Genomic DNA, 26,915 nt, shown 5'->3' on the forward strand with positions numbered 1-26,915 from the left:
TGCAAGTGACCGATCGGCATGAAAAGTGTGCCGATTGGTTGTTCCTTGTTATAGAAAAGTCGCATAGGGAAATTGCCTCGACAAGGGATTCATCAAATAACCCAGTCATGATCTAAAACCAAAAACTATTAAATCATTTCAAGGAGGTCGGTTTCGTTGAGAAATCGGGATGCCGCATATTGGCTGTTTTTGACACCTGTTCTTGCTGCACTCATTTTGGTTGTGATCGTGCCACTCATCTACGGATTCTATTATTCCTTTACGAATTGGAACGGTTTAGGGACGCCGGATTTCATCGGTCTTAAGAATTATATAGACTTGTTTACGGATAAAGGGTTCCTTGATACATTTTGGTTCACCATTAAATTTTCCGTAGCGGCAATTGTGGTAATCAATATCATCGGATTAAGTTTGGCTCTCATCGTGACTTCGAAAATTAAATCAAGCAACATACTGCGGACAGTTTTCTTTATGCCCAATTTAATTGGCGGCTTGATTCTCGGCTTTATTTGGCAGTTCATTTTTATTAAGGTCTTCGGTGCGATTGGTGATTTGACTGGGATCGAAGCATTTAATGGATGGTTATCAACGACTGATACAGGTTTTTGGGGATTGATCATTTTAACATCATGGCAAATGGCCGGATATATCATGATCATTTATATTGCCTATCTGCAGGCTGTTCCTGAAGACTTGATCGAAGCGGCAAAAATTGATGGAGCTAACAGCTTCCAGCGCTTTCGCCATATAACTTTTCCACTAGTGGCACCTGCTTTTACCGTCAGTTTGTTTTTGACGCTTTCACACTCGTTCAAGATCTATGATCAAAATCTTTCTTTGACGAATGGAGCTCCCTATAATTCAACTGAAATGGTTGCGATGAACATTGTAAAATCGGCCTTCACCGAAAACGATATGGCATATGCACAGGCAAAAGCCGTTATCTTTTTCGTGATCGTGGCGGTCGTTTCGCTGACACAAGTCTATTTCAATAAAAAACGGGAGGTTGAGCTGTAATGAGGGGAAAATGGAAATTGTGGCTAATTGGATTCATCGGATTCATTTTGGCCATATTATGGCTCACTCCGTTTTATTTAATGCTTGTAAATGCCTTTAAAATGAAACGGGATATATTTGCCGATACACTGGGACTGCCTGAAACCTGGACATTCGAAAACTTCACTCAAGCTTTCGAGCAATTGGATTTCCTCCGGACTTTATTCAATTCTTTATTGATATCGGGCGTCAGTGTAGTCATCATCATCATTTTTTCTGCGATGGCAGCATACGCTCTTTCCCGAAACAAAAGTAAAATAAGTTCCCTTCTTTTCTTCGTGTTTGTAGCAGCCATGCTAATTCCGTTTCAGTCTGTGATGATACCGCTCGTTGCCCAATTCGGACAGCTTGGGATGTTGAACAAGGCCGGACTGATTTTCATGTATTTAGGTTTTGGCTGCAGTCTTTCCATATTCTTATATCATGGTACCCTAAAAGGGATTCCCATCTCACTTGATGAGGCAGCAAAGATTGATGGTGCTAACCGGTTTCAGGTATTTTGGTATATCATATTTCCATTATTAAAACCGATGTCGATTACAGTTGGTATCTTAAATGTCATTTGGATATGGAATGACTATTTGCTGCCATCCCTTGTTATTGGCGGAGCGGGATCGGAGACCATTCCGCTTAAATTATTCTTCTTTTTCGGTCAATATACGAAGCAATGGCATCTTGCCTTGGCTGGACTTACTTTATCCATCATTCCAGTCATCATTGCGTACTTTTTTGCTCAGAGGCAAATTATCAAAGGAATTGCAGATGGAGCCGTTAAATAACTATTTAAATATAGGGAATATTAAACCATGTGCGGTGAACGGGGAGTGTTGATGAATTTGTCTGTTACTATAAAAGACGTTGCCAAAAAAGCGAATGTCGCTCCATCAACGGTATCGCGTGTAATCCATAACAGCCCGACAATCAGTGAAAAGACAAAGCGTAAAGTACGCAAGGTATTAAAGGAAATGGGCTATCATATGAATGAAAATGCCCGGAACTTAGTCACGAAGTCAACTAAGGCCATTGGGATCGTCATGAAAAGTTCGGCAAGGGAATCACTTTATAATCCCTTTTTTCCAGAAGTGATTAGGGGCATCGGGGATTTCTGTAATAAAGAAGGGTACAGTCTTTCTCTGACAACCGGCGAGACGGAGGATGCCATCTTTGAGGATGTCGTGAAGATGGTTCAGGGCAGAAGAGTGGATGGCATGATTGTTTTGTACTCTAAAAAGGACGATAAAGTGGTGCCGTATTTATTAAAGCAGGGCTTCCCGTTCGTTTTGATCGGGAAGCCAAGCACGAACATGAGCGGTATCACATTCATTGATAACGATAATGTTCAAGCGGCCAGGGAAGTATCGGAGTTTGTAATCAGTCTTGGACATGAGCGAATTGCCTTTTTAGGGGGCAGTCCCGAGTTTGAGGTGATCCAGGACCGCTTGACAGGCTTTCAACAAGCGATGGAACAGGCCGGGTTGGATATACGACAGGAATATATCAAATTGATTCCTTTAAATCGAACGGATGGAATAAAGGCGATTGACGAATTGCTGGAATTGAAAGAGGCACCAACCGCTTTTTTGGTTATGGATCTTTTATTGGGTGTTCTCTTGCTTGGAGTGTTGGCTGAAAAGAACTTGAAAGTGCCACAGCAAATAAGCGTCGTCTGTTTTAACCACTCAGAATTCATAGAATTTTTAAGTACGCCGCTGACAACGGTTGATATCCATACGTATCAGTTAGGATATGAGGCGGCAAAATGCGTGTTCGATCTAATTGCAAATCCGGAAATGATGGAAAAGAGTATTAGCATTCCTACCAAAATCATAAAGCGGGAGTCGCATTTTGTTGTCGAAAAGGAAATTAAAAGAAAAATGTAGAAATGTTTTACCAATTAAAGCTTGATTTTTGCTAACATAAATTTACAATATAGATTATCACTATTATTTTTAAAAAATCATACTTTGAAGGCATCATAAAGTATGTTCTTATAATTTGATCTTCTCTAACGCAAACGTTTGCGTTAAGAATAAATAGGTAATAGTTAAACAGGCAAAGCAAGTTGCCATGAAATGAATCTTGAATGGAGGAGGATGTTCATGAGAGTCCTAGTATGGAATGAGTTTCGCCACGAGAAAACAAAGCCTGAAGTAGCAAAAGTATATCCGGATGGTATCCATGGTGCAATTGCCAGCTTTTTACAAAGTGGGCAGGTCGAGGTGAGAACCGCCACTCTCGATGAAGAAGAGCATGGATTAACCGAAGAAGCACTGAAACAAACCGATGTACTTCTTTGGTGGGGGCATGTTGCACATGATGAAGTTCAGGATGAAATCATTGCAAGGGTTCACAAGCGAGTACTCGAGGGAATGGGTCTCATCGTCCTCCATTCTGGACATTTTTCAAAAATCTTCAAACGATTAATGGGCACGACTTGCGATTTGAAATGGCGGGTGGCGGATGAAAGGGAACGGCTCTGGGTTGTTGATCCAAGTCATCCTATCGTTGATGGAATCGGAGAATATATAGAGCTTGAGAAGGAAGAGATGTACGGGGAACATTTTGATATTCCTGCACCAGATCAATTGATATTCGTCAGTTGGTTTGAAGGCGGGGAGATATTCAGAAGCGGTTGCACGTATCAGCGGGGAAAAGGGAGGATTTTCTATTTCCGTCCAGGTCATGAAACATATCCTACCTACCATAATCCCGAGATTCAACGAGTGATTAAGAATGCCGTTAATTGGGTCAAGCCGGAGTTTGGAATCGTAACGAACTACGGGAAAGCCGAACCGTTGGAATCCATCTCAGGCAAAGAGCTGAAGTGAAGGAGAGAACAAAATGGGCAAAGTGAAGGTAGGAGTCATTGGATGTGGGAGTATTGCAAAAAACAGGCATTTTCCGGAGTATGATGCACATCAGGAAACGGAGATCATTGCCGTTTGTGATATTGTACCGGACCGGGCGAATGCAGCAGCACAAAGGTATGGCGCGCAAGCATATACTGATTATATAGAACTTTTGAAGAATGAGGAGATTGAAGCGATCAGTGTATGTACCCCGAATTACCTGCATGCACGCATCACAGTTGCGGCCTTGGAAGCTGGTAAGCATGTCCTTTGTGAGAAACCAATGGCTACTTCTTTAGTAGACGCTGAAAAAATGAATGCAGCAGCAGTGAAAAGCGGCAAAATACTAATGATTGGTCATAATCAGCGTTTTGTTCCCTCTCATCAAAAAGCGAAGCAGCTTATTGAGAGCGGGGAGGTAGGGAAGGTCTATAGCTTCCGGACGGCTTTTGGACATTCCGGGCCGGAAACCTGGAGCGTGGACGGAATAGAAAGCTGGTTTTTTAAAAAGGATCAGGCAGTCATTGGCGCAATGGGCGATTTAGGTGTTCATAAAGCTGATTTATTACGGTATATCCTTGGAGAAGAATTTGTTGAAGTGGGAGCCTTTGTGGAAACGACTGCCAAGAAAAATACAGACGTTGATGACAGTGCGGCCTGTATCCTCCGGACGGAGAGCGGTATCATCGGTACGCTTACCGCCAGCTGGTCTTATGCAAAAGAAGACAATGCTACGGTCATTTATGCGGAAAAAGCGGTATTGCGCCTTGAAGACGATCCGAAATACTCACTGATCATCCATCATGATAATGGAAAGACAGAAACCATCCAATTAGGAAGCATCCAGACTAATGACTCAGAAGGACAGCATGATTCCGAAGTGATCAGCCATTTTGTAAAATGTGTGGTGGACAATGAGGAGCCACTTGTCTCAGGAGTTGAAGGATTAAAATCATTAAAAGTCATTCTTGGCGCGATGGAATCAAATGCATCCCGAAAAATCATCCGCTTATAAAGGGGTTAAAAGTCATCATGTACAAATTAAAAATGGGTATTATCGGTGCTGGCGGAATTGCCCAAAAAAGGCATATTCCAGCTTTTCAAAAATTTCAAGATAAAGTGGTTTTATACGCCATTCATGATATAGATGAAATGAAGGCGCGAGAAGTGGCGCGTGAATTTCATATCGAGAAGGTTTTCACCAATTATGAAGAAATGTTTGCCGAAGTGGATGCTGTTACGATTGCAACGCCAAACAAGTTCCATGCGGAGATTTCCATTGCTGCTCTGCAAGCGGGTGTACATGTGTTATGCGAAAAGCCAATGGCCATTACAACTGAGGAATGTTTAGCAATAACCGAGGCTGCAAACATATCGGGTAAAGTTTTATCGACCGCTTATCATTACCGTTTCATGAAGGAAGCCCAGGCTGCAAAGAAAATGATTCAGGCCGGTGAAATCGGTGAACCATATGTAGCGCGTGTACAGGCAATCAGACGACGTAAAGTTCCTGGCTGGGGAGTGTTTACAAGCAAGGAATTGCAAGGCGGGGGAAGCGTGATCGATTACGGCTGCCATTTGCTTGATTTGGCTTTATGGCTGATGGATGACCCAGAACCGATTGAAATCGTAGGTTCGACATATAATTATGTCAGTAAGGGTGTCGATCAAGTCAATTTGTGGGGGAATTTCGATGCCTCTGTATTTGAAGTGGATGACCATGCCACGGCATATATCAAATTTGCCAACGGAGCATCTTTATTATTCGAAACATCTTGGGCCGCGAATATCCGTGAAGAAGCAACTGTTTTAAGTTTATCCGGAACGCAGGGCGGACTTGATGTGTTCCCGCTGGTCTTGAATCAGGCTAAGCACGGCATGCTTTTAAATAGTGAGGCAGTATGGATGCCAGGGGAGGATACACCAGACCTGCAGCAGGCAGAGAACTTTATTAATAGCTGCCTGGGGTTGGCAGAACCATTGGTAAAACCATCGGAAGCCATGAAAGTTTCGAAAATAATCGAAGCCATTTATCAAAGCTCGGCAAGTGGGAAGGTCATGAGCATAAATTAATGAAAAGGTGAGGTGGGGCATGTGAAATTAGGGATTTTTACAGTGCTATTTGCTCAAAAATCATTCGAGGATATGCTTGATTATGTCGCAGATTCCGGATTAAAAACAGTTGAAATCGGTACAGGCGGGTATCCAGGCAATATCCACTGTCCGCTCGATGAACTGCTGGAAAGTGAAGAAAAACGCCAAAAATACCTCGAAGCCGTTCAAACAAGAGGATTAACGATCAGTGCATTCAGCTGCCACGGCAATCCAATCTCTCCAGATGAAGCATTCGCTAAAGAAAGTGATGAAACACTGATTAAAACAATCAAGCTTGCATCCTTACTGAACGTCCCGGTAGTCAATACCTTTTCTGGTACAGCCGGTGATCACGAAGGAGCCAAATATCCAAACTGGCCTGTCGCCCCATGGCCGAATGAGTATACAGATGTGCTGAAATGGCAATGGGAAGAAAAATTGATCCCCTATTGGAAAAAAGCAGCCGCCATTGCCGATGAGCACAATATAAAAATCGGACTTGAACTGCATGGGGGCTTTCTCGTCCACACACCCTACACCTTGTTAAAACTGCGGGAAGCTACATCTGATGCAATAGGCGCTAACCTTGATCCAAGCCATCTTTGGTGGCAGGGCATCGAACCAGTCGGGGCCATCAAAATCCTAGGGAAAGCGGGAGCAATCTACCACTTCCACGCAAAAGACACATACTTGGATCAGGATAACATCAATATGTATGGATTAACCGACATGCAGCCATATGGAAATATCCAGAGCCGTGCCTGGAACTTTCGCTCTGTAGGATGCGGCCACAGCCTGCAAGAATGGTCCGACATCATGAGCGCCCTTCGCACATACGGTTATGATTACGTCGTCAGCATCGAACATGAAGATCCGCTGATGTCAGTTGAAGAAGGATTCCAACGGGCTGTTACCAATCTGAAAACTGTACTCATCAACGAAAGCCCAACTGATTTATGGTGGGTATAATTTGTAGCCCATAACGAGCAGCCTAATGCAGGTTGCTTTTTATTTTGGTCCTTACTCGTGAAAAAGTGGAATTAACGAGTAAAGTGGAATTCACGAGTAAAAGCGTGAAACTCACGAGTAAAAATGCAAAATTCACGAGTAAAAGCGTGAAACTCACGAGTAAAGTGGAATTCACGAGTAAAAGCGTAAAATTCACGAGTAAAAGTGCGAAACTCACGAGTAAAAGTGCAAAATTCACGAGTAAAAGCGTGAAACTCACGAGTAAATGAACAAAATTCACGAGTGAAAGTGCGAAACTCACGAGTAAAAGTGCAAAATTCACGAGTAAAAGCGTGAAACTCACGAGTAAAAGTACTCACATAAGAATAAAATAGCAAATTATTGCGGAAAATTCTTCTGAAATTAAAAAAGAGATGCCCCCGGAAATCTGGGGGCATCTTCATTATCATCTTTGCCTTGGAGTATAATCTAATTCCTTAAATAGTTCCGTCAATTCATCCTCGGTTAAGTCGCGCCATTGTCCGATCGCCAGTCCGTCCAGATGGATGTTCATGATCCGGATTCGATGTAAATCACGGACTTCGTACCCTAGTGCGGAGCACATACGGCGGATTTGTCTGTTCAGTCCTTGCATCAAAGTGATATTAAATGTATATTTGGTCAACTGTTCAACCTTACATGGAAGTGTTTTCGTATCCAAAATCTCTACTCCGGATGACATATCTTTAATGAAGGAAGCGGTAAGTGGTTTATCCACGGTTACGATGTATTCTTTTTCATGTTTGTTTTCTGCACGAAGGATTTCGTTTACGATGTCTCCATCATTTGTAAGAAGGATCAGACCGCTTGAGTCTTTGTCCAGCCGTCCGATATGAAAAATGCGAAGCGGATGATTTACAAAATCAACGATATTCCCTTTTATGTGTTTTTCCGTCGTACTTGTAATACCTATCGGTTTATTCAGTGCAATATAGACATTTTGCTGTTCCACTTTTATCGACTTGCCATCTACACGAACATCATCACCGGGTTCAGCTTGACTGCCGAGCTCAGCTACAGTTCCATTAATCGTCACACGGCCCTCAGCTATCCATTTGTCTGCGCCTCGTCGCGAGGTAATTCCGGATTCACTGATATATTTATTGATCCTCAACTAAAGCACACCTTTACATTCAGATTTTCTACTTTAAAGGATAACGTAAATCATGGTGCATAGACAAGGGGGAAAGACAAGAAAGCATAGTTGGTGAGAATTACTGGATATTCTTTACATGTTCTTCGTGAAATCTGCCGGATATTCCTTTTTCTTTTTGCTTGTCAGGTAGACGCCACTGAAGACAAAAAGACCTCCCAGGATTTGGACGATGGTAATAGTATGACCTAAAATCAGGCTAAGAATGGCGGTAAATACAGCTATCAGATTTAGATAAATTCCAGCCTGGCTAGCATTGATATGACGAAGGGAAATATTCCAGAAAATAAAGGAACCGACAGACGGGAAGATTCCAATATATAAGAGCCCCGTGACGGCTTCACTGCTTAAATTAAGGTTCATTCCCGAGCCAATGGCGAATGGAGCGACGAGAATCAATCCGAGAAATACGGAAACGGCAGTGGCTGAGATGATCGGAATGTTTTTCAGTTTTTTACCGATTATTGAATAGAAGGTCCAAACGAGAATCGCCAGGATCATCAATAAGTCGCCTTTATTGTAAGTGAGCTGGAAAATATCCAGAAGGTGTCCTTTTGTCAAGACCAATAAAACGCCGAATAAAGATATGATAAGTCCGAGTGCATGGAGGGATGAAATTTTCTCCTTTAACAGCCAAGCGGAAAAAAGCACAATTAAGGCAGGGTTCATGGAATTGACAAGAGCGGCATTCATGGAAGTTGTATAGGTCAGAGCCCAATAAAGGAAAAAATTATAACTGATGATTCCGAGCACACCCATGACTAACAGCAATCTCCATTCTTTCCATACACTCTTCCAATTTGGCTTTTCAATCCATTGGGCTAAAGGAAACAATAAGAAAACGGCTATAAGCCATCGCGTAAATGTTAGTTGGATTGGGGAAAGTTCGGTCACAACGTATTTTCCGAATATGTAATTACCGGCCCAAAACAAATTTGCAAAGATAAGAAATAAAATAACAATAGATTTTTTCATCAGACTGCCTCTTCCTTAATTGGTGGAATATTCACTAAATATATCAAAACAGGAGTACCTAAGCAATATAGCGAGCCTAGTAGTCAATTTTTGTACAAGGATGAACCAAAGAGCAGGATAAAGAGAAAAAGGTCATTCAACATGAGCTGAACAGCCTTTTTTCATATCTATGTTAAGCGAAAATGGCACTGATTTCGGCGATTTCATCCATGGTTAAATCGACATCCAATGCTTGTAAGTTGCGTGTGACCTGCTCAGGCTTTTTCGCTCCGGGAATCAGTACATCTATCGAGTGCCGAGTTAAATACCAAGCAAGTACGACATCGGCGACATCGGTATGCTTCCTGTTGGCAATCGCCCGGACTTCTTCTACTTTTTGCAGGTTGCTTACAAAGGCTTGTCCTTGGAAAAGCGGACTTTTTGCCCGGCCATCCTCGAATGTTGATTCCTGATTATATTTGCCGCCGAGCAGACCGGAAGCAAGGGGAAAATAAGGAATGAAGGAAATATTATTTTCGGCTGTATATGGCAGCAGGTCTTGTTCTGCCTCCCGTTTGAATAGATTGTACTCAGATTGCAACACATCGACATAGCCGTCTTTATTCGCTTCCTTCAATTGTTCGAACGAAAAGTTCGAGACGCCGATCGACTTGATTTTGCCTGCATCCTTCAATTCCTTTAAGGCACCTACCGCTTCATCTTTAGGGGTATCCTCATCAGGGAAATGGATATAGAATAAGTCGATGTAATCCGTTTGGAGCCTTTTTAAACTCGATTCCACAGCATTTTTCAGAAAAGCCGGAGAGTTATCAAAGACGATGTTGCCATCGGCAAATTTATGTGCCCCTTTAGTGGCAAGGACTATATCCTCGCGTTTACGACTATCTTTAAGGATTTCACCGATAAGTTCTTCTGAACGCTCAGGACCGTAAATGTAAGCTGTATCCCAAAAGTTGATTCCCTCTTCCAATGCTGTTCTCAAAACATCCCTTCCTGTATCCTCACTTAGATTAGGGAACAGGTTATGTCCGCCAATTGCATTCGTGCCAAGGCCAATCGGATTTACATACAGATCTGTTTTACCAATACGGGTTTGCTTAGACATATTACTTATCATCTCCTTTGACCCCATCATAACAAAAAGTGGATGTCGATTTCCAAAATAAAGCAGTGCAGGCGTGTACAAAATAAGCAGGTGACCCGTAAAATCACCTGCTTCCTTTATTATTATAGTGTTTCGATTTCCAACTCTTCAGCTCGAGCCGTTTGTCCAAATTGACTGAGAAGCAGGCCCAAGGCTGTACCGACGAGAGCGGGGATGATCCACTCCATTCCGTAGGCAGAAAGGGGAAGGACATCACTCAACGTTTGCACGGGTCCTAATTGTAAGCCGAAGGCATTCAGTCCGTCCATCAAGGCGAAAACTCCTGTGAAAATCATTGCACTGCGATAAACCTTCTTCGGGTTTTTGAAATGACGGCTGAAGAATGTCAGGACAATCAGGACGATCGTTAACGGATAAGCCATCACAAGGAATGGTACAGATACTTTCAAAATTTGATTCAGACCCATATTTGAAAGGATGAAACCGACGATTGTTACAATCAGAATGACGGTTTTATAGTTCAGCTTGGGGAAAAGTTTCGAGAAATACTGTCCGCAAGCAGTCGTCAACCCGACGACGGTGGTGAAGCATGCTAAAGTGAAAATGATTCCGAGAAGGACTTTCCCGCCAGTTCCAAGTAAAAGGGTGGATGCGACAGTGAGGATGTCCGTTCCGTTTTCAAAGGACCCACCGGCTGCCATGCGTGCTCCCATTACACCTAGTGAGATATAAACTAATGAAAGCAAAACACCAGCGATGAGACCAGCTTTTACTGTATATCTCGTCAATTGTTTTCGTTCGGAAATCCCCCTTTGCTGGATAGAAGTCAGGATGACGATTCCAAAAGCCAAGGCAGCTAGTGCATCCATCGTGTTGTAACCTTCAATGAAACCTTTCGAAAATGCTCCTGCAGCATATGCTTCGGTTGGAGCTTGGAATGGTGCATCAAGCTTTACGAACCCAACGACACAGAGAATGACCATGGACAGAAGTAGAACGGGTGTAATCCAGCGTCCCATGAAGGTTTCCATTTTTTCTGGATTCAATGAAATGGCATAAGCTGTGATGAAAAATATGGTTGTGAAAATGAATAGGAATAGTGATTGATTCATTGAGTCGCCAAAATACGGCTTGAAGCCCATTTCATAGGCAACATTCGCATTTCTTGGAATGGCCAGAAAAGGCCCGATGCTTAAATAGATGACCACCATGAACAACGTGCTGAATAGAGGATGTACACGGGCTCCGATAGTTTGTGCCCCGCCTTTAACAAGTGAGACTGCAAGAAGCACCAAAATTGGCAGGCCGACTCCGGTTACAACAAAACCGGCAATGGCTGGCCAGAAGGAAGTTCCTGAAGATGCTCCCAAAAATGGAGGGAATATGAGATTCCCCGCTCCGAAGAACATTGAGAAAAGCATAAGGCCGATAAATAATGTGTCTGTTTTTTTCATGGTGATTTCTCCTTTTTTAAAAAATGATAACTCTCGCCGACTGGCCTGAAAAAGGCTAATTAAAGTGTTTTGTGCAAATAAAAAACTCGCCCCTGAAAATCAGGGACGAGTTTGTGCTCGCGTTACCACCCATATTCCGCAATAAAAAAAAACTGCGGCACTCAGTCAACGTACGTATTCATACGTGATCCATTGTAACGGCGGAAACCCGTCAAAGCCTACTGCATTTTCAGCTTTGCATCTCAGAGATGATTTTCGGATAGGCCTTGGACATCGACTTCCACCACATGTCGACTCTCTGTGGAACAGGGTTCTCATCTTACTCTTTCTCTTCATAGATTTTTTAATATATAGACAATTTAGCAAATTCTGATTATGAAGTCAATATAATTTATCATTAATCCTTTTAAAGGAGCAGGAAATTAGTCCCTCGTTGGCGAAACTTCCTATATCCAGAGGATATTTTCAAGAAGAATAGGATATTACTCCCTATTATCTTTCTAATCGCAACTATATTATAATAGAAGGCAGAACACTAAAGGAGACAACAGTATGTCTGAAAATAAAAAATTAAGCCTGGCGGATGCAGTCAAACAAAAACTGGCTCAAAAGCAAGCAGGATCAAGTAAAGATAAACTGGAAACAGGCGTTGTGAAGAAAACGAAACAGCTTAAAAGCCAGTTGACCAAAAAGCCGAATAACCAACGTAAGCGTACAGGGGTATAATCCTAATTTGTCAAAGGACAACGACTGTTCGGAGCTTATCAGAGAGCAGTTACCTTTTATGAATGAGGGTACTGCTTTTTTATATGAACGGAAAAATGGGGATATAGTAATGGACGAGGCAGGGTGATTTTGCTTTTTTACCGTTATAGGTAGTTGAAGGGCTGGGCTTCTGGTAATTTAGAGGTATAAAGAATGGTTCGCCCAGCTCTATCTGATATGTGGTAAAACTGGGAAAAACATTTTTTCTCGAATATGGAAATGACATTTATGTATCTCTTTATTAAAAACATTACAGTTCCAATTGTTTCTGTTTTAAAATTGTAAGAGTGGTGACATGTTGTTACCATATTGTTTTGCTAAAATAATATTTTAAGGTTTTGTAAATGATTTTTTAACTAAAGGAACCAATAGATTGAAGTTAGGTCTATTAGAAGGCTTATAGAATCAGTGATTATCCTTTAATTGAAAATATGAAATATATCGGGGGAATAAAGATGGACGAACGGCTGATCGGAAAAAAATATTATGAAACGATGATTGAGGATACAAGGAAGCACCCGATTCAAGCTTTGGGTGAAATGTTTCTCGTGGAACAAAAAAAGGAAAGAGCGGATTTAACTGCAATTCGATTTGCTCAAGGAGAAGTATATTTTCAGCATCATGACTATGAAGCAGCCATTTTTAAATGGGAGAACATAGAAGGGGAACTTGGTTCATGGGCGAAGAAAAACATCGCTGATGCTTATTTTGAACTGGAAATGTACTCTACCGCAGAGGATATCTATAAATCCGTCAATACGGATGAAGCGGTCTTGAAAACAGAGGTTCTTTTGCAACTTTTTTCGCTGTACATAGTGGAATCGAGAAATGACCTGGCTTCCAAAGTTGTGAAAGAAGCAGTCGAGTTTCAACCGGATTACCCGAATGTCACGGAAATCGCACGCGCCTTTTTTGAAGAACAAAAGGATTGGAACAGTGCAGTGGTATTAGCGGCTAATGAAAGTATCCGTACAGAATCAGTGGGTTGGTTCGATGTGCTGAAGACGTATATCCAGCAGGGTGTTGCCCAATCGATTGATCCGGATTATTTTTCAACTGTCCTTGGTTCGCTTTACACACTCGACCAGGAACGTTTCGAAAAGGTGACGGTTGCCCTTTGGAAAAATTATAAATATACGGATTCTTATTTCGAATGGCTAAGAGTGATTAATAACTTGATAGATACCATCGAATTGAACCATGCTGATGTATGGGATGAGCTTTCCGTCTATTACAGGGATGCATATGCAGGTCTTTTAGAAGGAACGCACCTAATCAAAGATTTAAGTCCTGTCGTGCCAAGGTTACTGGAAAACTGGCTCAAAATCGCAGATGGGGAGCTCTCGCTGTTTGCGGCGGCATCCGCGTTGTCCTGGAATGAAATCTTCCCGGATACGATCAATGCGCTGGTCATTCAGGATGCAGAAAGCCTGTTGGCGAAATCGCCTAAAATAGGAGGCGGACTGGAAGCGGGAGAGAAACTGTTCAATTCCATTATCCAGTGGGCTGAAGATAATGATTTAATGGTTGGCAATAAGCTTAAATGGATGGTCGAGGGGCTTAAGGATACCGAAAACTTCAATCTTCTTCTTGTAGGAAGTACAGGAAATGGCAAGACATCCTTCATTCAGTCAATTGTTGGCGAGAGCATTGCCGCTGAAGATCATTCGTCATTAGTCAGTGTCAAAGACGGGGATGATTTGGAAATCCTTGAAATTACCGATACAGATAGAAAGGTTGTCATGGAGCTAACTGAATTGGATGAAACACGCCGCCAGCGCGGGACTATTGTTGATGTGACAATCATAAGTGACTACCTAAGAAATAATGGTCTGCGATTATTGGATACACCGGGGTTCAATGGGGAAAAAAGCGTGGAATCAGATTTCCAAGGCTATTTACATGGCAGTGATGGACTGATGTTCGTTCTTGACGCCCGGGCGCCTTTCACCGGCAGTGAACGGGATCTGTTATTGGAAATTCAAATGATGGCTCCGAAACTGCCGATTCATTTCTTGTTAAATAAAATGGATACGATATACAGTGATCAGGTGGCAGTCCGGATGGAAGACGAAACATGGGATAAAGTGAATGCATATTTCCCGAATGCGAAAGTATTCGCTTTCTCCAAACTGTATGATAGCAAGCAGCAATTGAAGGACCTTTCAGCCTTCCTTCAATCGAATTATCAAGAGGATAATTGGAAGGAAAGAAGATCTGAAAAAATCCTTGCATTCATTCGTAAAACTTTATCTTATCTGTTAGAAAAACGGGCAGCCAATGAGCGGAAATGCGAGCATTCCATCTCTTGGAATGAACAGATGGAAGTCAAACTGAATGGGGCGGTCAATCAACTGGCTGATTTGGAAAAAGAAAAAAGTGAAAATATCATAAGGTCGTATCGTCTGCTTAAGGATGAAGTGAAAAATCAGCTTTCTTCTAAAATTCCTGAATTATTGAGGGATTGCTCTAAATCATTAACGGAAAGCAGTGATTTCAGTCAGGTCCATGTACAGTTAAACCAAGAAATGAATGAGCGGATTCAAAACTTCATTTCTGATAAGATCATGCCTCAATATTACCGTTCTCTTCAAGACTGGATTGCCAGTTCCCAAATGGAGTTCTCACAAAGCCAGCAGTTTATGGATGAGATGAGTGCCGGATTCAATGAATTATACAAAGAAGAACGGATTACGCTTGCAGGTGACTTCAGGGTATTGGATGACTGGCGCCGTGATGCCGATCGGATGACAAGCAGTATCCGCATCGAAAACGTTAATATCCTTTTGCGCAGGACTCCATCACAATTGCTGCTTAAAGGAGCAGGGAAGCTGTTTGGGGCGATACCGCAAAATAAAGCCAATATGTACAATCGTTATAAGAAATATCTGGAAAGTGAAGATTACCTGGATGTTGCGGAAATGATCACGGAACGTTTCCTTACCCAATTTGGATTGTTTGAAAAATCTTTGGATCGGGACATCGCACTTTTCTATCGCAGTTCATTTGCCTTACTTCAAAAAACGATTGAACAAACGCAGACCGAGATAAAAGACTTCCAGGCTGCATTGGAGCATATGAAAGAAAATCCGGAAGTTTACCGTGACCCGATCACTTTGTTCGAAGTGAAATTAAGGCAGTTGGAGAGGCTTGAAAAAATCGAGAAAAAGCGTCTAGCCCAGCTTCAAAGAAAATAAAAAATAACGGGGAACATTTCAAATATTCAAAAATCTATTGACTTTACGACTATATCCCTATAAAGTGATAATTACGAAAACGTAACACAATATATCTCTTATCAAGAGTGGCGGAGGGACTGGCCCTAAGATGCCCAGCAACCGTTCCATTAGGAATTGGTGCTAAATCCTGCAAAACAGAAATGTTTTGACAGATAAGAGAGGGACAAGTCTGCAAAACAGCCGATTAAACCTCTCTATATTAGAGAGGTTTTTATTTTGGGATTTACACCGACTTAACTGATAAGACTAATTAGAAAACATGGAGGGAAAACAAGATGAGAAGGTCTATTAAAGGGATATTTATTTCAGCCATCGCTTCGGCTTTGCTTTTAACGGGTTGCTCTACTGGGCAGAGTTCCACAGAATCGAAGAAAGAAGAAAAAGTATCATTTGAAAATGTACCGGAAAGATTTGCAGATGGGGATGGAGCCAAGATCAAAGTGATCCGTAAAATTGGCGGTGATGATCATACGGCCCAATACCTGGCGGGGGCGAAGGAAGAAGGAGAAGCACTCGGTTTCCAAGTGGATACATATACAGCCAATGGTGATACGGCTAAATTTCATGATGCGATAGCGCAGGCATTGGAGGAAGATTACGACGGCTATATCATTTCCCATGGTGATGATGCAGCAACTGTGAATGACGTTCAAAAGTTGGTTGATTCAGGTAAAAGCGTTGTCACGTTCGATTCAATAAGCGATCTATCTAAAATAGATGGTGTGACATTAACTTCACAGGATGATGAAGCGTTGGCAACACTGGCTTTTGATAAACTGATAAAAGAGCAGAAAGGTGAAGCGGCAATTGCATATCTTTGGGTGGATGGTTTCCCACCAATGGTAAGAAGAAATGCAGTCTATCAGGAAAAACTAAAAGAAAATCCTGGGATTAAAGAAGTCGAAAGATTCGGAGTGGCATCTGCCGATACTTCGGTTCAGACACAAAATGCTGTAGCCGCAATGCTGAATAAATACCCTAAAGGTAAATTGGATGCCATTTTCGCAACATGGGATGCCTTTGCCATCGGTGCAGCCCGGGCGATTAAAGAAGCGGGCCGAGATGAAGTGAAGATATATGGAATTGATGTATCTAACGCAGATCTCCAGGAAATCCAATCGGCAGATAGCTCATGGTCCTACACGGCAGCAGTCGATCCCAAGTTGATCGGTGCAGTTAATATGAGGATATTGGCTAAAAAATTGGCGGGCGAAGATACGCCGCAAACCTATGACTTAGAGGCTTCACTTATTTCACAAAAGCAAGTCCAAGCTTCAAAAGAAGCGGTAAACATGGCAAATCTGTCTGGTATTGTCGATGGATGGGGTGAATCTACGGAATTTGAAGAAGATTGGATGAAAGTTTTGAAGGATCATTATAAAAAGTAAAAAGAGACACTCTCTTTCAAGTAGAAGGGAGTGTCTGTTCAATAAGGGGGAATGGACATGGGCACGCAACTAGAAATGAAGAAGATTTCGATTGAATTTCCGGGGGTGAAGGCGCTGAGTGAAGTTGATTTTTCCGTACAATCAGGGACAGCCCACGCATTGGTCGGTGCAAACGGAGCAGGGAAATCGACGTTAATGAAAGTTTTATCGGGAGCCCATGTTCATTATTCAGGTGACATTTTTATTGATGGGGTGAGGCGGGATATCCGCTCGCCAAAAGCGGCTCAGGAACAAGGCATTCAAATTGTTTATCAGGAAGTGGATACAGCCCTCATCCCTTACTTAACGGTTGGGGAAAATGTAATGTTGAATGATATGGTCCAAAACATGGGGGAAAAACAGAAGGTCCAATGGAAAGAGCTGCACAAACAAGCCTCTTATATTCTTGAAGATATGAAAATTCGTGTCCCTTCGAAAAAGCTGGTAAGAGACCTTACCTTGGCTGAAAAACAGATGGTCCTGATAGCAAGAGCCGTTTCGACAGAATGCAAATTCCTGATTCTCGATGAGCCAACTGCTCCGTTAAGTCATACGGAGACGACAGAACTTTTTCGAATTGTAAATGAATTAAAGCAAAAAGGCGTGGGAATCATTTTCATTTCACATCGTCTGCCTGAGATTTTTGAAATCTGTGAGGAAATTACGATCATGAGAAATGGGGAGCGTGTCACTTGTCGAAAGAAGGAGGACATAACCCGTAACGAAGTGGTAGAGAATATGCTCGGTAAAGCCATGGATGACCAGTTTCCAGAAGTCAATGCTTCGATCGGAGACGTCATTCTGGAAGTGAACGGATTGTCAGATGCCGAGAAAGTCAAGGATGTCAGTCTGAATATTAAAGCAGGCGAGATAATCGGCTTGGCAGGGTTAGTCGGGGCGGGAAAAACGGAACTCTGTAAAACCCTTTTCGGTCATACTTCGATCAAAGCGGGGGAAGTAATCCTGAATGGTCGAAAGCTTTCTTTGAAATCACCGCACGAAGCAGTAAAAAGCGGTCTGGCACTTGTACCTGAGGAACGCAGGAAAGAAGGGGTCCTCGTTCAGGAATCAGTCTCGGCGAACTTGACCGCAGCCAGTCTCGGCAAATTCTGCAAGACGTTCAGCTTCGTGGATCGTAAGGCGGAAAAGGAAAAGGCGAAGGAAATGATCGCAAGTCTCGGCATTAAAACTCCTTCAGGAGAAGTGAATGTCGAAAACCTTTCAGGTGGTAACCAGCAAAAAGTTGCCATCGGAAAATGGCTTATGGCCGATGCGGATGTATACATATTCGATGAACCAACGAAAGGGGTCGATGTTGGAGCCAAGAAGGATATATTCGAATTGATTGCAAAGCTTGCAAGGAATGGGAAAGCGATCATTTATGCATCATCCGAGCTTTCCGAAATCATTGGCATTACCAACCGGACATATGTGCTATATGACGGGAGCACTGTCATCGAATTAGAAACGAGCAAAACGAATGAAGAAGAACTACTATTCTATTCAACAGGAGGAAAATAGGATGAGCATACCCATTCCTGTTACACAGACAGCGAAAGCGAAGAAAAAGCTGGAACTATTCGACTTTTTCTATAAATACGGCACAATATTGACGATTATCATTCTGATTGTAATTTTTGCCGTGTCCAATCCATCTTTCATTCAAACGAATAATCTGATCAACATCCTGCGTTCCATTTCAATCGTGACCATCATTGCGATTGGCATTACGATATCCCTGACCGTGGATGGCTTCGACCTTTCCGTCGGCTCCGTCGCATCATTGGCCAATGCCATCGTCATATCAATGTTTGTCTGGTTTTCGCAGGATACATTAATCGCCATATTAGCTGCGATCGGCGCCTCACTTGTCGTAGGGGCTTTGAATTCATTCATGATCGTTAAATTGAGAATTCCCGACATGCTGATGACATTGGCTACCATGTTCATTATCCAGGGAATTGCCCTTACTTATACAAAAGGGGCAACGGTTTCGCAAAATATGGTCATGCCCGACGGGACATTCGCAACAGGACTGATCAGCCCATTTTTCGCCAAAATTGGCCAGGTACCATGGATAATCCTGATCATGGCAGTCATTGTGATTGCGACCCATATCTTTTTGACTTATACGAAGCACGGTCGTTATATGTACATTATTGGGGGAAATAAGGAAGCGGCGAGACTTTCCGGGATATCGGTCAATAAATACAAAATCCTTGCCTATCTGCTGTCAGCTCTATTAGCTGCAATCGGGGGGATTGTCCTAGCTTCAAGGGTCATGACATCGGAAATCAATTCAGGGTCCCCCTATTTAATGGATGCCGTTGCAGCAGCCTTCATTGGTTCCTCCGTTTTAGGAGCGGGAAAACCGAATGCATTTGGAACCTTTGTCGGTGCAGTCCTGATCGGAATCCTTCAAAATGGTTTGATCATGATGTCCGTTCCGTATTATGCGATGGATATCGTCAAAGGAACAGTGCTGGCCCTTGCGCTCGCGGTAACCTATTACAAACAAAAACACTAAAATGAATCCGTTACGTTAATCTACAAGAAACCTATCATTGGGATTGTTGAATATTGATAAAGATCCTGTTGGATATGCAACAGGATCTTTCCTTTTTTAAAAGGGACGGGTCATGGATATAAATTTGCGCAACTTCATCATTTTACTTAATAATAATGAACTCTTTTTACTTTCGCTAAAATGGGGGCAGTAGGACCTTTTGCTCCCTCATTGTTGGAGTATAAACATTGACCACAATAGTCAATTTTTATAGGGAACTTACTTTACCTTTTAATAAGATTGATAATGATCTATTGTAAAGTATGAACATTCATATCCTATACTTATCTAAAGGAGAGTGTAAACTTATGCGTGAAACCTGTGTTCCGACTGGCGTGAAACCAAATGACACTGGCTTTGGATATACGTTGTCCTTAATAGGCGGCAAATATAAAATGATCATAATGTATTGGCTGTCTGAAAATAAGGTTATGCGGCATAATCAGCTGAAGCGAAGTATCGGTACCATTTCCTTTAAAACACTAAGCATCATGTTAAAAGAGTTGGAGGCAGACGGCCTTATCATACGCAAGGAATTTCCCCAAATACCCCCAAAAGTAGAATATTCATTATCTGAACGTGGTCTATCTCTCATTCCATTGTTAAATTTGATGTGCGAGTGGGGAGAAAAAAACAGCTTGCCAGCTCAGGAGTCTGTACAGCCGTAGGTGTAGCTATTTTGATTAATTCAAAAGAAGTATTTCCCTAACAAGGAAATACTTCTTTAATGGAACTGCCTATTAAAGGTTGTCGACAAAATTCAAATAATCTTGTGCGCTTTTTTCCAATTCGCTTGCGGACGGCTCATTTTCAGCACCATAAAACGCAAAGAATGAACGATAATCTGCATTGCAGTATAGGAAGGTAGTTTCAAAGGGAGATAATAAATGTTCAAGTGTATAGCGATAACTTCCCTCTTCACTATAATCTTCTTTGTTAATTCCGGCAGATACAGCTAAAGCAACTTTGCGATTCTTTAATTTATCGCCTCCATTTGAACCATAAGCCCAACCATATGTAAAAACATCGTCAAGCCATCTTTTTAGGAGAGGCGGACAATTAAACCAATAAAAAGGGAACTGTAAAACAAGATTACTATGCGATTCGATTAATTGCTGTTCTTTTTCCGCATTAATGTATCCGTCAGGGTAAACCTTATTCAATTCGTGTAATGTATACTTTTCCGGATATTTCCTGAGCTCTTCTACCCATCGCTTATTTATGACGGATGTTTCTAGACTTGGGTGTGATACGATAACAAGAGTTTTCAAAGATTTCTCCTCCTTAATTATTATTTATCTTAAGTATAAAGTGCACTCTGCAAGTACGTAAGTATGCACTTTTAGTATAGGTACTTACCTAAAGGAGAGTGTTAAATCGGTATAAGTCTTTAAAGAGATTAGAAAAGAATGAATGGATTTCTTCTTACTGGGGGGTGAGCAAGGACCTCGTTCTTTGTCGTTCAGCTCTTTTCCTTTGGGTTCTAAAGTGACCGGTAGTTGCATAAGATTTTTTTTACTTTATAATTAGTACCAGGTATTAATATCAGTTATAAAATTGATGCAATTCATAACACGAGGTGGTTATTTTATGTTCAAATCCAAAGCACGTATTACTGCGATAGGTTCTTATGTTCCAGAAAAAAGCTTAACAAATAAGGACTTAGAAAGAATGGTTGAAACCAATGATGAATGGATTGTTAAACGTACTGGTATTAAAGAGCGAAGAATTGCACATGAAGAAGAGTTTACTAGTGATATAAGTTATAAAGCTGTAAAGGATTTAATGGAACGGTATGATAAATCTGTCGAAGATGTTGATATGATTATTGTCTGTACCTTTACACCTGATTTTAACACTCCGAGTGTAGCTTCTTTAGTCCAAGCAAAGCTAGGTATTAAGAATACTGGAGCTATTGATTTAAACGCAGCTTGTGCAGGATTTACTTATGGGTTGCATGTAGCTAATGGATTAGTAACATCTGGTTTAAACAAGAAAGTTCTTGTTATTGGAGCTGATACTTTATCTAAAATTATGGACTATGAAGATCGAGCCACTTGTATTTTATTTGGAGATGGTGGAGGAGCAGTTCTTGTAGAATATGATGAAAAACAGCCAAGTTTTATTTCTTCACATTTATATTCGGAAGGAGAAGGCGGAAAAAATTTATATAGTACAAACCTATCGACACGTATAAATGGTGAAGACTTGAATAATAGTGGTAATCTTGTTCAAAATGGACGTGAGGTTTATAAATGGGCTGTTACTACTGTTCCAAAAGGAATGCAAACTGTGATGAAAAATACTGATTTGCATTTGAATGATGTTGATTGGTTCGTTCCGCATAGTGCAAATTTAAGAATGATTGAGTCAATATGTGATAGAAGTGGCTTTCCAATTGAGCGTACTTTATATAGCTTGGTGGAATATGGAAATACTTCTTCAGCAACAATACCATTAGCTTTAGATCAAGGAGTAAGTGAAGGAAAGCTAAATAATGGTGAGAAGATTTTATTATATGGTTTCGGTGGTGGGTTAGCACAAGCAGGATTGCTTATCAATTGGACCCTATAACACTTTTTCTGCTACTGTTCTTATTGATATAAAGGGTCAGTTTAAGTTAACAAGGATACTAAAATAACAAAAAGACACCGTACTAATAGGTATGGTGTCTTTGAATTATCTTAAGGGAGTTCAAAATCTCCAAATGGGCGGAAGCCCGCCTTTAGTAAGGAGTTTGGGTTGGTTAGTGATAAGTGAAAAGGGCCAAAATATCATGTTTACTCCAATATTTAGCGGGAATGCTATTTAAAGTATATATCCCTGAAATTTGAGGAGGAAATTTTAACATGCTTGATGCTAAGACCATAGAAATCGTTCAGTCAACAGCACCTGTTCTCAAGGAACATAGTAAACCAATAGGAAAGAGATTTTATGAATTACTATTTTCAAAAGCTCCTGATTTGTATAATCTTTTTAACCAAACGAACCAAAAAAGAGGAATTCAACAGGAGGCCTTGGGATATGCTGTCTATGCTGCAGGTGAACATATTATGAACCTTGAAGCGATAAAACCGGTAATTAAAAGAGTTACTGAGAAACATCGTGCCATAGGGGTCAAGCCTGAACAGTATCCGGTTGTAGGTGAAACGTTGCTTCAAGCAGTTAAAGATGTGTTGGGTGACACAGCCACAGATGAAATCATAGAGGCATGGGGAAAGGCCTATGGCTATATTGCCGATGCCTTTATTGATATTGAAAAAAACCTTTATGAGGAAACAGAACATCAGCCTGGTGGATGGGAAGGATATCGAAGTTTCAATATCGATAAAAAGATAAAAGAAAGTGATGTGGTAACCTCCTTTTATCTAAAGCCTACAGACGGAAACCCCATTGCCTCCTATCATGCTGGGCAATACTTAACACTTAAGGCTGAAATTCCTGGCGAGAAATATACGCACATACGCCATTACAGTCTTTCAGATTCACCTGGTAAAGATTACTACCGAATTAGTGTTAAACGTGAAGATGCCCATGGAGATGCTCCATCTGGAATTGTATCTAACTATTTGCATAAACAGCTGCAAGTTGGAGATATGCTGCAATTTTCTGCTCCTGCAGGTGACTTCGAACTGGATAACACTGATTTACCCGTTGTTCTAATTAGTGGGGGTATTGGAATTACACCTTTGCTTAGCATGTTAAATACCATTATAGAAAAGCAACCACAACGTCAGGTTACGTTTATCCATGCAACAAGCAATAGTCAAACACATGCTTTTAAAGATCATCTGCAACAAATAGTGAATGAACACCAACATATAAAATCATATGCAGTCTATGGTGCACCAACAGAAGCCGATCGAACCTCTGGACATTTTGATAAAGAAGGATACGTGGGTTTAGACTTCCTGCAATCTATCGTTCCATCAAAAGAAGCTAATTTTTATTTCTGCGGACCTATTCCTTTTATGGAAGCAATCAATGAGTCCCTGAATAAATGGAGTGTATCGAAAGACCATATTCATTATGAAGTATTTAGTCCACTCGCTATTTTAGGAGAAAAATAAGTAAACTAAATTTGTGAATAAAAAGGATCTTTCATTGAAGTGAACCCAAAAAGTTAGGCACATTATTTAATTATGCAGCCTTGAGGGCATGAACCCGGTAATCTACCGGGCTCATGCCTTTTAATTTTATCTTGATTCGTTGATGATTGTAGTAATGGAAATATTCTTCTAGTTTTTACCATTAGCTTTGATGGTTATTGGTGGTGTAGGTTCAGACTATTTGAAAGATAAATATGTAGATTGAAAGGAACCTGCGTATAAAACTGTATAATGAATCACAAAATGGAATCTTTTTCCTTATATTGGGGGGGGGAGGAAGGCTATTTGATTGAACTTGATCATAAAAGAACAGAACCTTTGATTTTAGGTTCTGTTCCTATTTGTTATTTGAACTTTTGCACTTCTTCTTTTCCCTCGAATTTGTTATCTTTCAATATGCCGATTTCTTCAATATGGTTTCGTGCCGTTTCATCCCCTAATTTATAAATGAGGGCATAAAGTCTTTTCATGGCTGCATCGTATTTATCATTTGCCCGGTCATGATGATAGAGAAGGTAGGGCACATGTGAACGGGCATATGCCTCCAGGTCATCTGTCCGGTGTTCCTCCAAGCATTGTTTCAATTCTGCAAGTTCCTCATCAGTTGCGTGTATAGTGAAGCTTGGATTCTCTTCAAGTTTTTGTCCGAGTACGTCGCCGCTGACCAAATCGACATGGTAGGTCTGTTTTTCCTGCATCATTCTGCACATCATCCTTTCAAGCGTTTATCTATTCTGTACCACTATTTGTAAAAAGTTAATCATGAACGTAAACATTTCCTTAATGAAAAAGATAGGAAATAGAGGTATCGGATTTCTTATCAAATGGTTTAAGATGGATTTACAGAATATTATGGAAAAGTGAGGGGTGACATAGTGAAGAGGTCAATCATGGTTATTTTTTTTGTGTTGATTGCTTCAGGCTGCGTAACAAGGAATTATGATTCCAATATGGATTTAGGGAAAAGTCAGTTGAATGAGGAAAATTATTTAGAAGCCCATGAGGCATTTGAATTAGCTTATAAAGAAGCAAAAACACCGGAAGCAAGGGAGTTAATGGATCTTTCAGGTTTTCTGGCAAGTGGGATGAAGAATTACGACGAACAGGATTTTGGTTCGGCCAAAAGCGATTTTGAAAAAGCAACCGCATATAAAGCAAAATACCGGGAAGGTAAACAAATGGTTTCAAAGGGGGGGGAAATGCACCTGGTATCAAACTCCGCCACGATAGAAACTGTAGAGGGGAATGACGAACCGGTGGAGGAAGCAACTGAGGACGGATCCAAAGTAGAAGATAAGGCGGCAACGGAAACAAAAGGCAAAGGAAGCAAGGATTCGGTCAGTACATTAAGTAAATCTCAGGCGGAGAAGCTTGTGAAGGATTATGTGGACATGGAAAATTTCCCGAATTTGCATATCGAACATGATCATGATTCCGAAAAGGGAGATTACATTTTTCATGTTTTCGAGGTGGATGAACCTAGTCAGAAAAGTGGCCATAAAACCACTTGGGGCTGGTATGGCGTGAATAAGAAGACTAAAGAAGTTTATGAAGTCATGTAAGGATAACTGAATGTTCGGATTAAAGGCCCCTGTAGAGGCCTTTTTATTTTGTGGTGCGGCAAAGTAACAGGATTCGATAAAATTTTAATTTTTTTAAAAAGGTCACCTTATTCTTTATTTTCTTAAGAATTTTTTAATATTTACTGTTTATGATTGAGCCAAGTAAAGGACAATCCTAGGAGGGGTAAAGATGGAGAATTATAATGGTGATGAGCAAGTCAGAGTCAAGGCAGAACGGAAAAAGGGTAAATCTCTTTGGATAACCAGTCTTGTTTCCGGAGCGGTTGCTTCTATGGTTACATCGTCTGTATTTCTATTTGGCGGGGATTTTATAGATCAAGGGAAAAGTTCAGTGAATGAGGCAACAGAAACGGCAGGTGTACAGCAAACGGAAAGTGTTGAAAAGGATAAAAATGTCACGGCGGAAAAGTTATCGACAAGTACGGATTCAAATGATAGGGCAGAGATGGTCGAATCAGCATCCAAATCAATTGTAGGGGTCGTGAATTTACAGGAGATGCAAAACCAGAACCCGTACCAGCAGCAAAGCACGGAGAGCGAAACGGTTGAGAGCGGCACTGGCTCAGGGGTCATATATAAAAAAGCTAATGGGAAAGCCTATATCATCACGAACAATCATGTTATTGAAGGAGCTAAGGAAGTCGAAATTTCATTGTATGATGGACAAAAGGCAACAGCAGCGGTTGTCGGCGCGGATGCTTTGACGGATTTAGCGGTTTTGACAATTGATGCTTCGAAAGCACCGGAGGGAATTAAATTCGGTAATTCTGATAGCATGCGTCCAGGTGAAGAAGTATTGGCAATTGGCAACCCACTTGGACTTGATTTTTCACGATCGGTTACACAAGGGATCGTCAGTGCGACCGGACGCTCCATTTCAGTCGATACCTCGGATGGGGAGTGGGAACTTGATGTCCTTCAAACAGATGCAGCGATCAACCCTGGCAATAGCGGCGGTGCTTTGATCAACACCGCTGGGGAAGTGATTGGCATAAACAGCTTGAAGATTTCCGAAAACGGTGTGGAAGGCTTAGGGTTTGCCATACCAAGCAATGATGTGATTCCGATTGTTACGGAGCTGATTGAAAATGGAAAAATCACGCGTCCATATTTAGGAGTCAGCTTGGCCAGTATGGAAGAACTGCCGCAATATTACATTCAAAATGTTCCTGAAGCCGTAAAGTCCGGTGTAATGGTGACGAGTATAGAAGCGGGATCGGCTGCGGCGAATGGAGGGCTTAAGCAACAGGATATCATCGTTGAAATTGATGGAACGAAAATAAATACAGCCGCTGCATTAAGGAAGTACTTATATACAGATAAGAAAATCGGCGATAAAGTAAAGGTTAAAGTATATCGGGGTACTGAAGAGAAAACGGTAACGTTAACCTTGCAAAAACCATAGAAAGTAGTTAGCCCCCTGATTAATCATCAGGGGGCTTTTAATTGGAAGTCGAGAAGTTTTTAGTAGTATAGAAAAGGTTAATATAGGAAAAAGTAGGTAGTGTATTTGCACTGTTTTGCAGATTTTT

Annotated in this window: 24 protein-coding genes, 1 pseudogene, 1 riboswitch and 1 other annotated feature; of the genes and pseudogenes, 18 read left to right on the top strand and 7 right to left on the bottom strand. The window is 41.3% G+C overall.

Annotated elements, in window-relative coordinates; genetic code table 11:
• The first annotated feature begins 156 nt into the window (after window positions 1–156).
• The 8 genes from AC3ISB_RS02405 to AC3ISB_RS02440 all read left to right on the top strand — a co-directional run bounded on the left by AC3ISB_RS02405 (window position 157) and on the right by AC3ISB_RS02440 (window position 7,237).
• Window positions 157–1,017: a carbohydrate ABC transporter permease gene (locus AC3ISB_RS02405; protein ID WP_098370419.1), complete on the top strand. Its 861-nt coding sequence runs from the start codon at window positions 157–159 to the stop codon at window positions 1,015–1,017.
• Entirely contained in the window at window positions 1,017–1,835 is an 819-nt protein-coding gene (locus tag AC3ISB_RS02410; protein ID WP_076370711.1) for a carbohydrate ABC transporter permease, read from the top strand. The genes AC3ISB_RS02405 and AC3ISB_RS02410 overlap by 1 nt, the downstream gene beginning before the upstream one ends.
• Window positions 1,836–1,892: 57 nt before the next feature.
• On the top strand, window positions 1,893–2,936 hold the full coding sequence (locus AC3ISB_RS02415) for a LacI family DNA-binding transcriptional regulator (RefSeq protein WP_214788283.1): 1,044 nt from the start codon (window positions 1,893–1,895) through the stop codon (window positions 2,934–2,936).
• A 219-nt stretch (window positions 2,937–3,155) separates the two neighbouring features.
• Complete coding sequence (locus AC3ISB_RS02420) at window positions 3,156–3,884, top strand: ThuA domain-containing protein (protein ID WP_141992709.1); 729 nt, start codon at window positions 3,156–3,158, stop codon at window positions 3,882–3,884.
• 13 nt (window positions 3,885–3,897) lie between these two features.
• On the top strand, window positions 3,898–4,920 hold the full coding sequence (locus AC3ISB_RS02425; RefSeq protein ID WP_098370421.1) for a Gfo/Idh/MocA family protein: 1,023 nt from the start codon (window positions 3,898–3,900) through the stop codon (window positions 4,918–4,920).
• A gap of 17 nt (window positions 4,921–4,937) precedes the next feature.
• On the top strand, window positions 4,938–5,978 hold the full coding sequence (locus AC3ISB_RS02430; protein WP_098370422.1) for a Gfo/Idh/MocA family protein: 1,041 nt from the start codon (window positions 4,938–4,940) through the stop codon (window positions 5,976–5,978).
• A 21-nt stretch (window positions 5,979–5,999) separates the two neighbouring features.
• Entirely contained in the window at window positions 6,000–6,968 is a 969-nt protein-coding gene (locus AC3ISB_RS02435) for a sugar phosphate isomerase/epimerase family protein (protein WP_098370423.1), read from the top strand.
• 44 nt (window positions 6,969–7,012) lie between these two features.
• The gene (locus AC3ISB_RS02440) at window positions 7,013–7,237 is read left to right on the top strand and encodes a hypothetical protein (protein ID WP_489275453.1); all 225 of its coding nucleotides are present in this window, start codon (window positions 7,013–7,015) and stop codon (window positions 7,235–7,237) included.
• 176 nt (window positions 7,238–7,413) lie between these two features.
• Here the strand turns inward: AC3ISB_RS02440 and rluF are convergent, their stop codons facing one another.
• The 4 genes from rluF to brnQ all read right to left on the bottom strand — a co-directional run bounded on the left by rluF (window position 7,414) and on the right by brnQ (window position 11,694).
• Entirely contained in the window at window positions 7,414–8,121 is a 708-nt protein-coding gene (gene rluF / locus AC3ISB_RS02445) for a 23S rRNA pseudouridine(2604) synthase RluF (protein ID WP_480339802.1), read from the bottom strand.
• Window positions 8,122–8,235: 114 nt separating this feature from the next.
• Window positions 8,236–9,135 carry a DMT family transporter gene (locus tag AC3ISB_RS02450; RefSeq protein WP_098370425.1) on the bottom strand — a complete coding sequence of 300 codons (900 nt, stop codon included), beginning with the start codon at window positions 9,133–9,135 and terminating at the stop codon, window positions 8,236–8,238.
• A 172-nt stretch (window positions 9,136–9,307) separates the two neighbouring features.
• A complete protein-coding gene (locus AC3ISB_RS02455) occupies window positions 9,308–10,240 on the bottom strand; it encodes an aldo/keto reductase (RefSeq protein WP_141992706.1) in 933 nt (310 codons plus the stop codon).
• Between the two features lie 122 nt (window positions 10,241–10,362).
• Complete coding sequence (gene brnQ, locus AC3ISB_RS02460) at window positions 10,363–11,694, bottom strand: branched-chain amino acid transport system II carrier protein (protein WP_489275456.1); 1,332 nt, start codon at window positions 11,692–11,694, stop codon at window positions 10,363–10,365.
• A 98-nt stretch (window positions 11,695–11,792) separates the two neighbouring features.
• Window positions 11,793–12,039, bottom strand: a binding site (T-box leader).
• A 207-nt stretch (window positions 12,040–12,246) separates the two neighbouring features.
• On the opposite strand from brnQ, the gene AC3ISB_RS02465 reads away from it, so the two are divergent.
• From AC3ISB_RS02465 to AC3ISB_RS02490, 6 genes are all read left to right on the top strand, one after another.
• Window positions 12,247–12,420: a hypothetical protein gene (locus tag AC3ISB_RS02465; protein ID WP_164468807.1), complete on the top strand. Its 174-nt coding sequence runs from the start codon at window positions 12,247–12,249 to the stop codon at window positions 12,418–12,420.
• A 494-nt stretch (window positions 12,421–12,914) separates the two neighbouring features.
• Window positions 12,915–15,656 carry a GTPase domain-containing protein gene (locus tag AC3ISB_RS02470; RefSeq protein ID WP_489275458.1) on the top strand — a complete coding sequence of 914 codons (2,742 nt, stop codon included), beginning with the start codon at window positions 12,915–12,917 and terminating at the stop codon, window positions 15,654–15,656.
• Window positions 15,657–15,751: 95 nt separating this feature from the next.
• Window positions 15,752–15,857, top strand: a riboswitch (SAM riboswitch).
• 116 nt (window positions 15,858–15,973) lie between these two features.
• A complete protein-coding gene (locus AC3ISB_RS02475; RefSeq protein ID WP_480339806.1) occupies window positions 15,974–17,086 on the top strand; it encodes a sugar ABC transporter substrate-binding protein in 1,113 nt (370 codons plus the stop codon).
• Between the two features lie 57 nt (window positions 17,087–17,143).
• Window positions 17,144–18,646, top strand: coding sequence for a sugar ABC transporter ATP-binding protein (locus tag AC3ISB_RS02480; protein WP_489275460.1), 1,503 nt, complete (start codon window positions 17,144–17,146; stop codon window positions 18,644–18,646).
• 1 nt (window position 18,647) lies between these two features.
• On the top strand, window positions 18,648–19,652 hold the full coding sequence (locus AC3ISB_RS02485; protein WP_098370429.1) for an ABC transporter permease: 1,005 nt from the start codon (window positions 18,648–18,650) through the stop codon (window positions 19,650–19,652).
• Window positions 19,653–19,999: 347 nt separating this feature from the next.
• A complete protein-coding gene (locus AC3ISB_RS02490) occupies window positions 20,000–20,359 on the top strand; it encodes a winged helix-turn-helix transcriptional regulator (protein ID WP_098370430.1) in 360 nt (119 codons plus the stop codon).
• Between the two features lie 72 nt (window positions 20,360–20,431).
• Here the strand turns inward: AC3ISB_RS02490 and AC3ISB_RS02495 are convergent, their stop codons facing one another.
• Window positions 20,432–20,962, bottom strand: coding sequence for an NAD(P)H-dependent oxidoreductase (locus tag AC3ISB_RS02495; RefSeq protein ID WP_489275463.1), 531 nt, complete (start codon window positions 20,960–20,962; stop codon window positions 20,432–20,434).
• 319 nt (window positions 20,963–21,281) lie between these two features.
• Here AC3ISB_RS02495 and AC3ISB_RS02500 point away from each other — a divergent pair, with 319 nt between their 5' ends.
• Together AC3ISB_RS02500 and hmpA are read left to right on the top strand one after the other, a co-directional pair.
• Window positions 21,282–22,265 carry a ketoacyl-ACP synthase III gene (locus tag AC3ISB_RS02500; RefSeq protein ID WP_144550401.1) on the top strand — a complete coding sequence of 328 codons (984 nt, stop codon included), beginning with the start codon at window positions 21,282–21,284 and terminating at the stop codon, window positions 22,263–22,265.
• A 275-nt stretch (window positions 22,266–22,540) separates the two neighbouring features.
• Entirely contained in the window at window positions 22,541–23,761 is a 1,221-nt protein-coding gene (hmpA, locus tag AC3ISB_RS02505; RefSeq protein ID WP_489275465.1) for an NO-inducible flavohemoprotein, read from the top strand.
• A 70-nt stretch (window positions 23,762–23,831) separates the two neighbouring features.
• Here hmpA and AC3ISB_RS02510 read toward each other — a convergent pair.
• Together AC3ISB_RS02510 and AC3ISB_RS02515 are read right to left on the bottom strand one after the other, a co-directional pair.
• Window positions 23,832–23,933, bottom strand: a pseudogene (locus tag AC3ISB_RS02510) (IS3 family transposase); the annotation flags it as partial.
• 211 nt (window positions 23,934–24,144) lie between these two features.
• Complete coding sequence (locus tag AC3ISB_RS02515; protein WP_076370771.1) at window positions 24,145–24,501, bottom strand: hypothetical protein; 357 nt, start codon at window positions 24,499–24,501, stop codon at window positions 24,145–24,147.
• 189 nt (window positions 24,502–24,690) lie between these two features.
• On the opposite strand from AC3ISB_RS02515, the gene AC3ISB_RS02520 reads away from it, so the two are divergent.
• Together AC3ISB_RS02520 and AC3ISB_RS02525 are read left to right on the top strand one after the other, a co-directional pair.
• Window positions 24,691–25,362, top strand: coding sequence for a DUF309 domain-containing protein (locus tag AC3ISB_RS02520; protein ID WP_141992700.1), 672 nt, complete (start codon window positions 24,691–24,693; stop codon window positions 25,360–25,362).
• 190 nt (window positions 25,363–25,552) lie between these two features.
• Window positions 25,553–26,788, top strand: coding sequence for a S1C family serine protease (locus AC3ISB_RS02525; RefSeq protein ID WP_489275468.1), 1,236 nt, complete (start codon window positions 25,553–25,555; stop codon window positions 26,786–26,788).
• The last annotated feature ends 127 nt before the right edge of the window (window positions 26,789–26,915 follow it).

The organism is Peribacillus sp. GL_122, assembly GCF_057835005.1.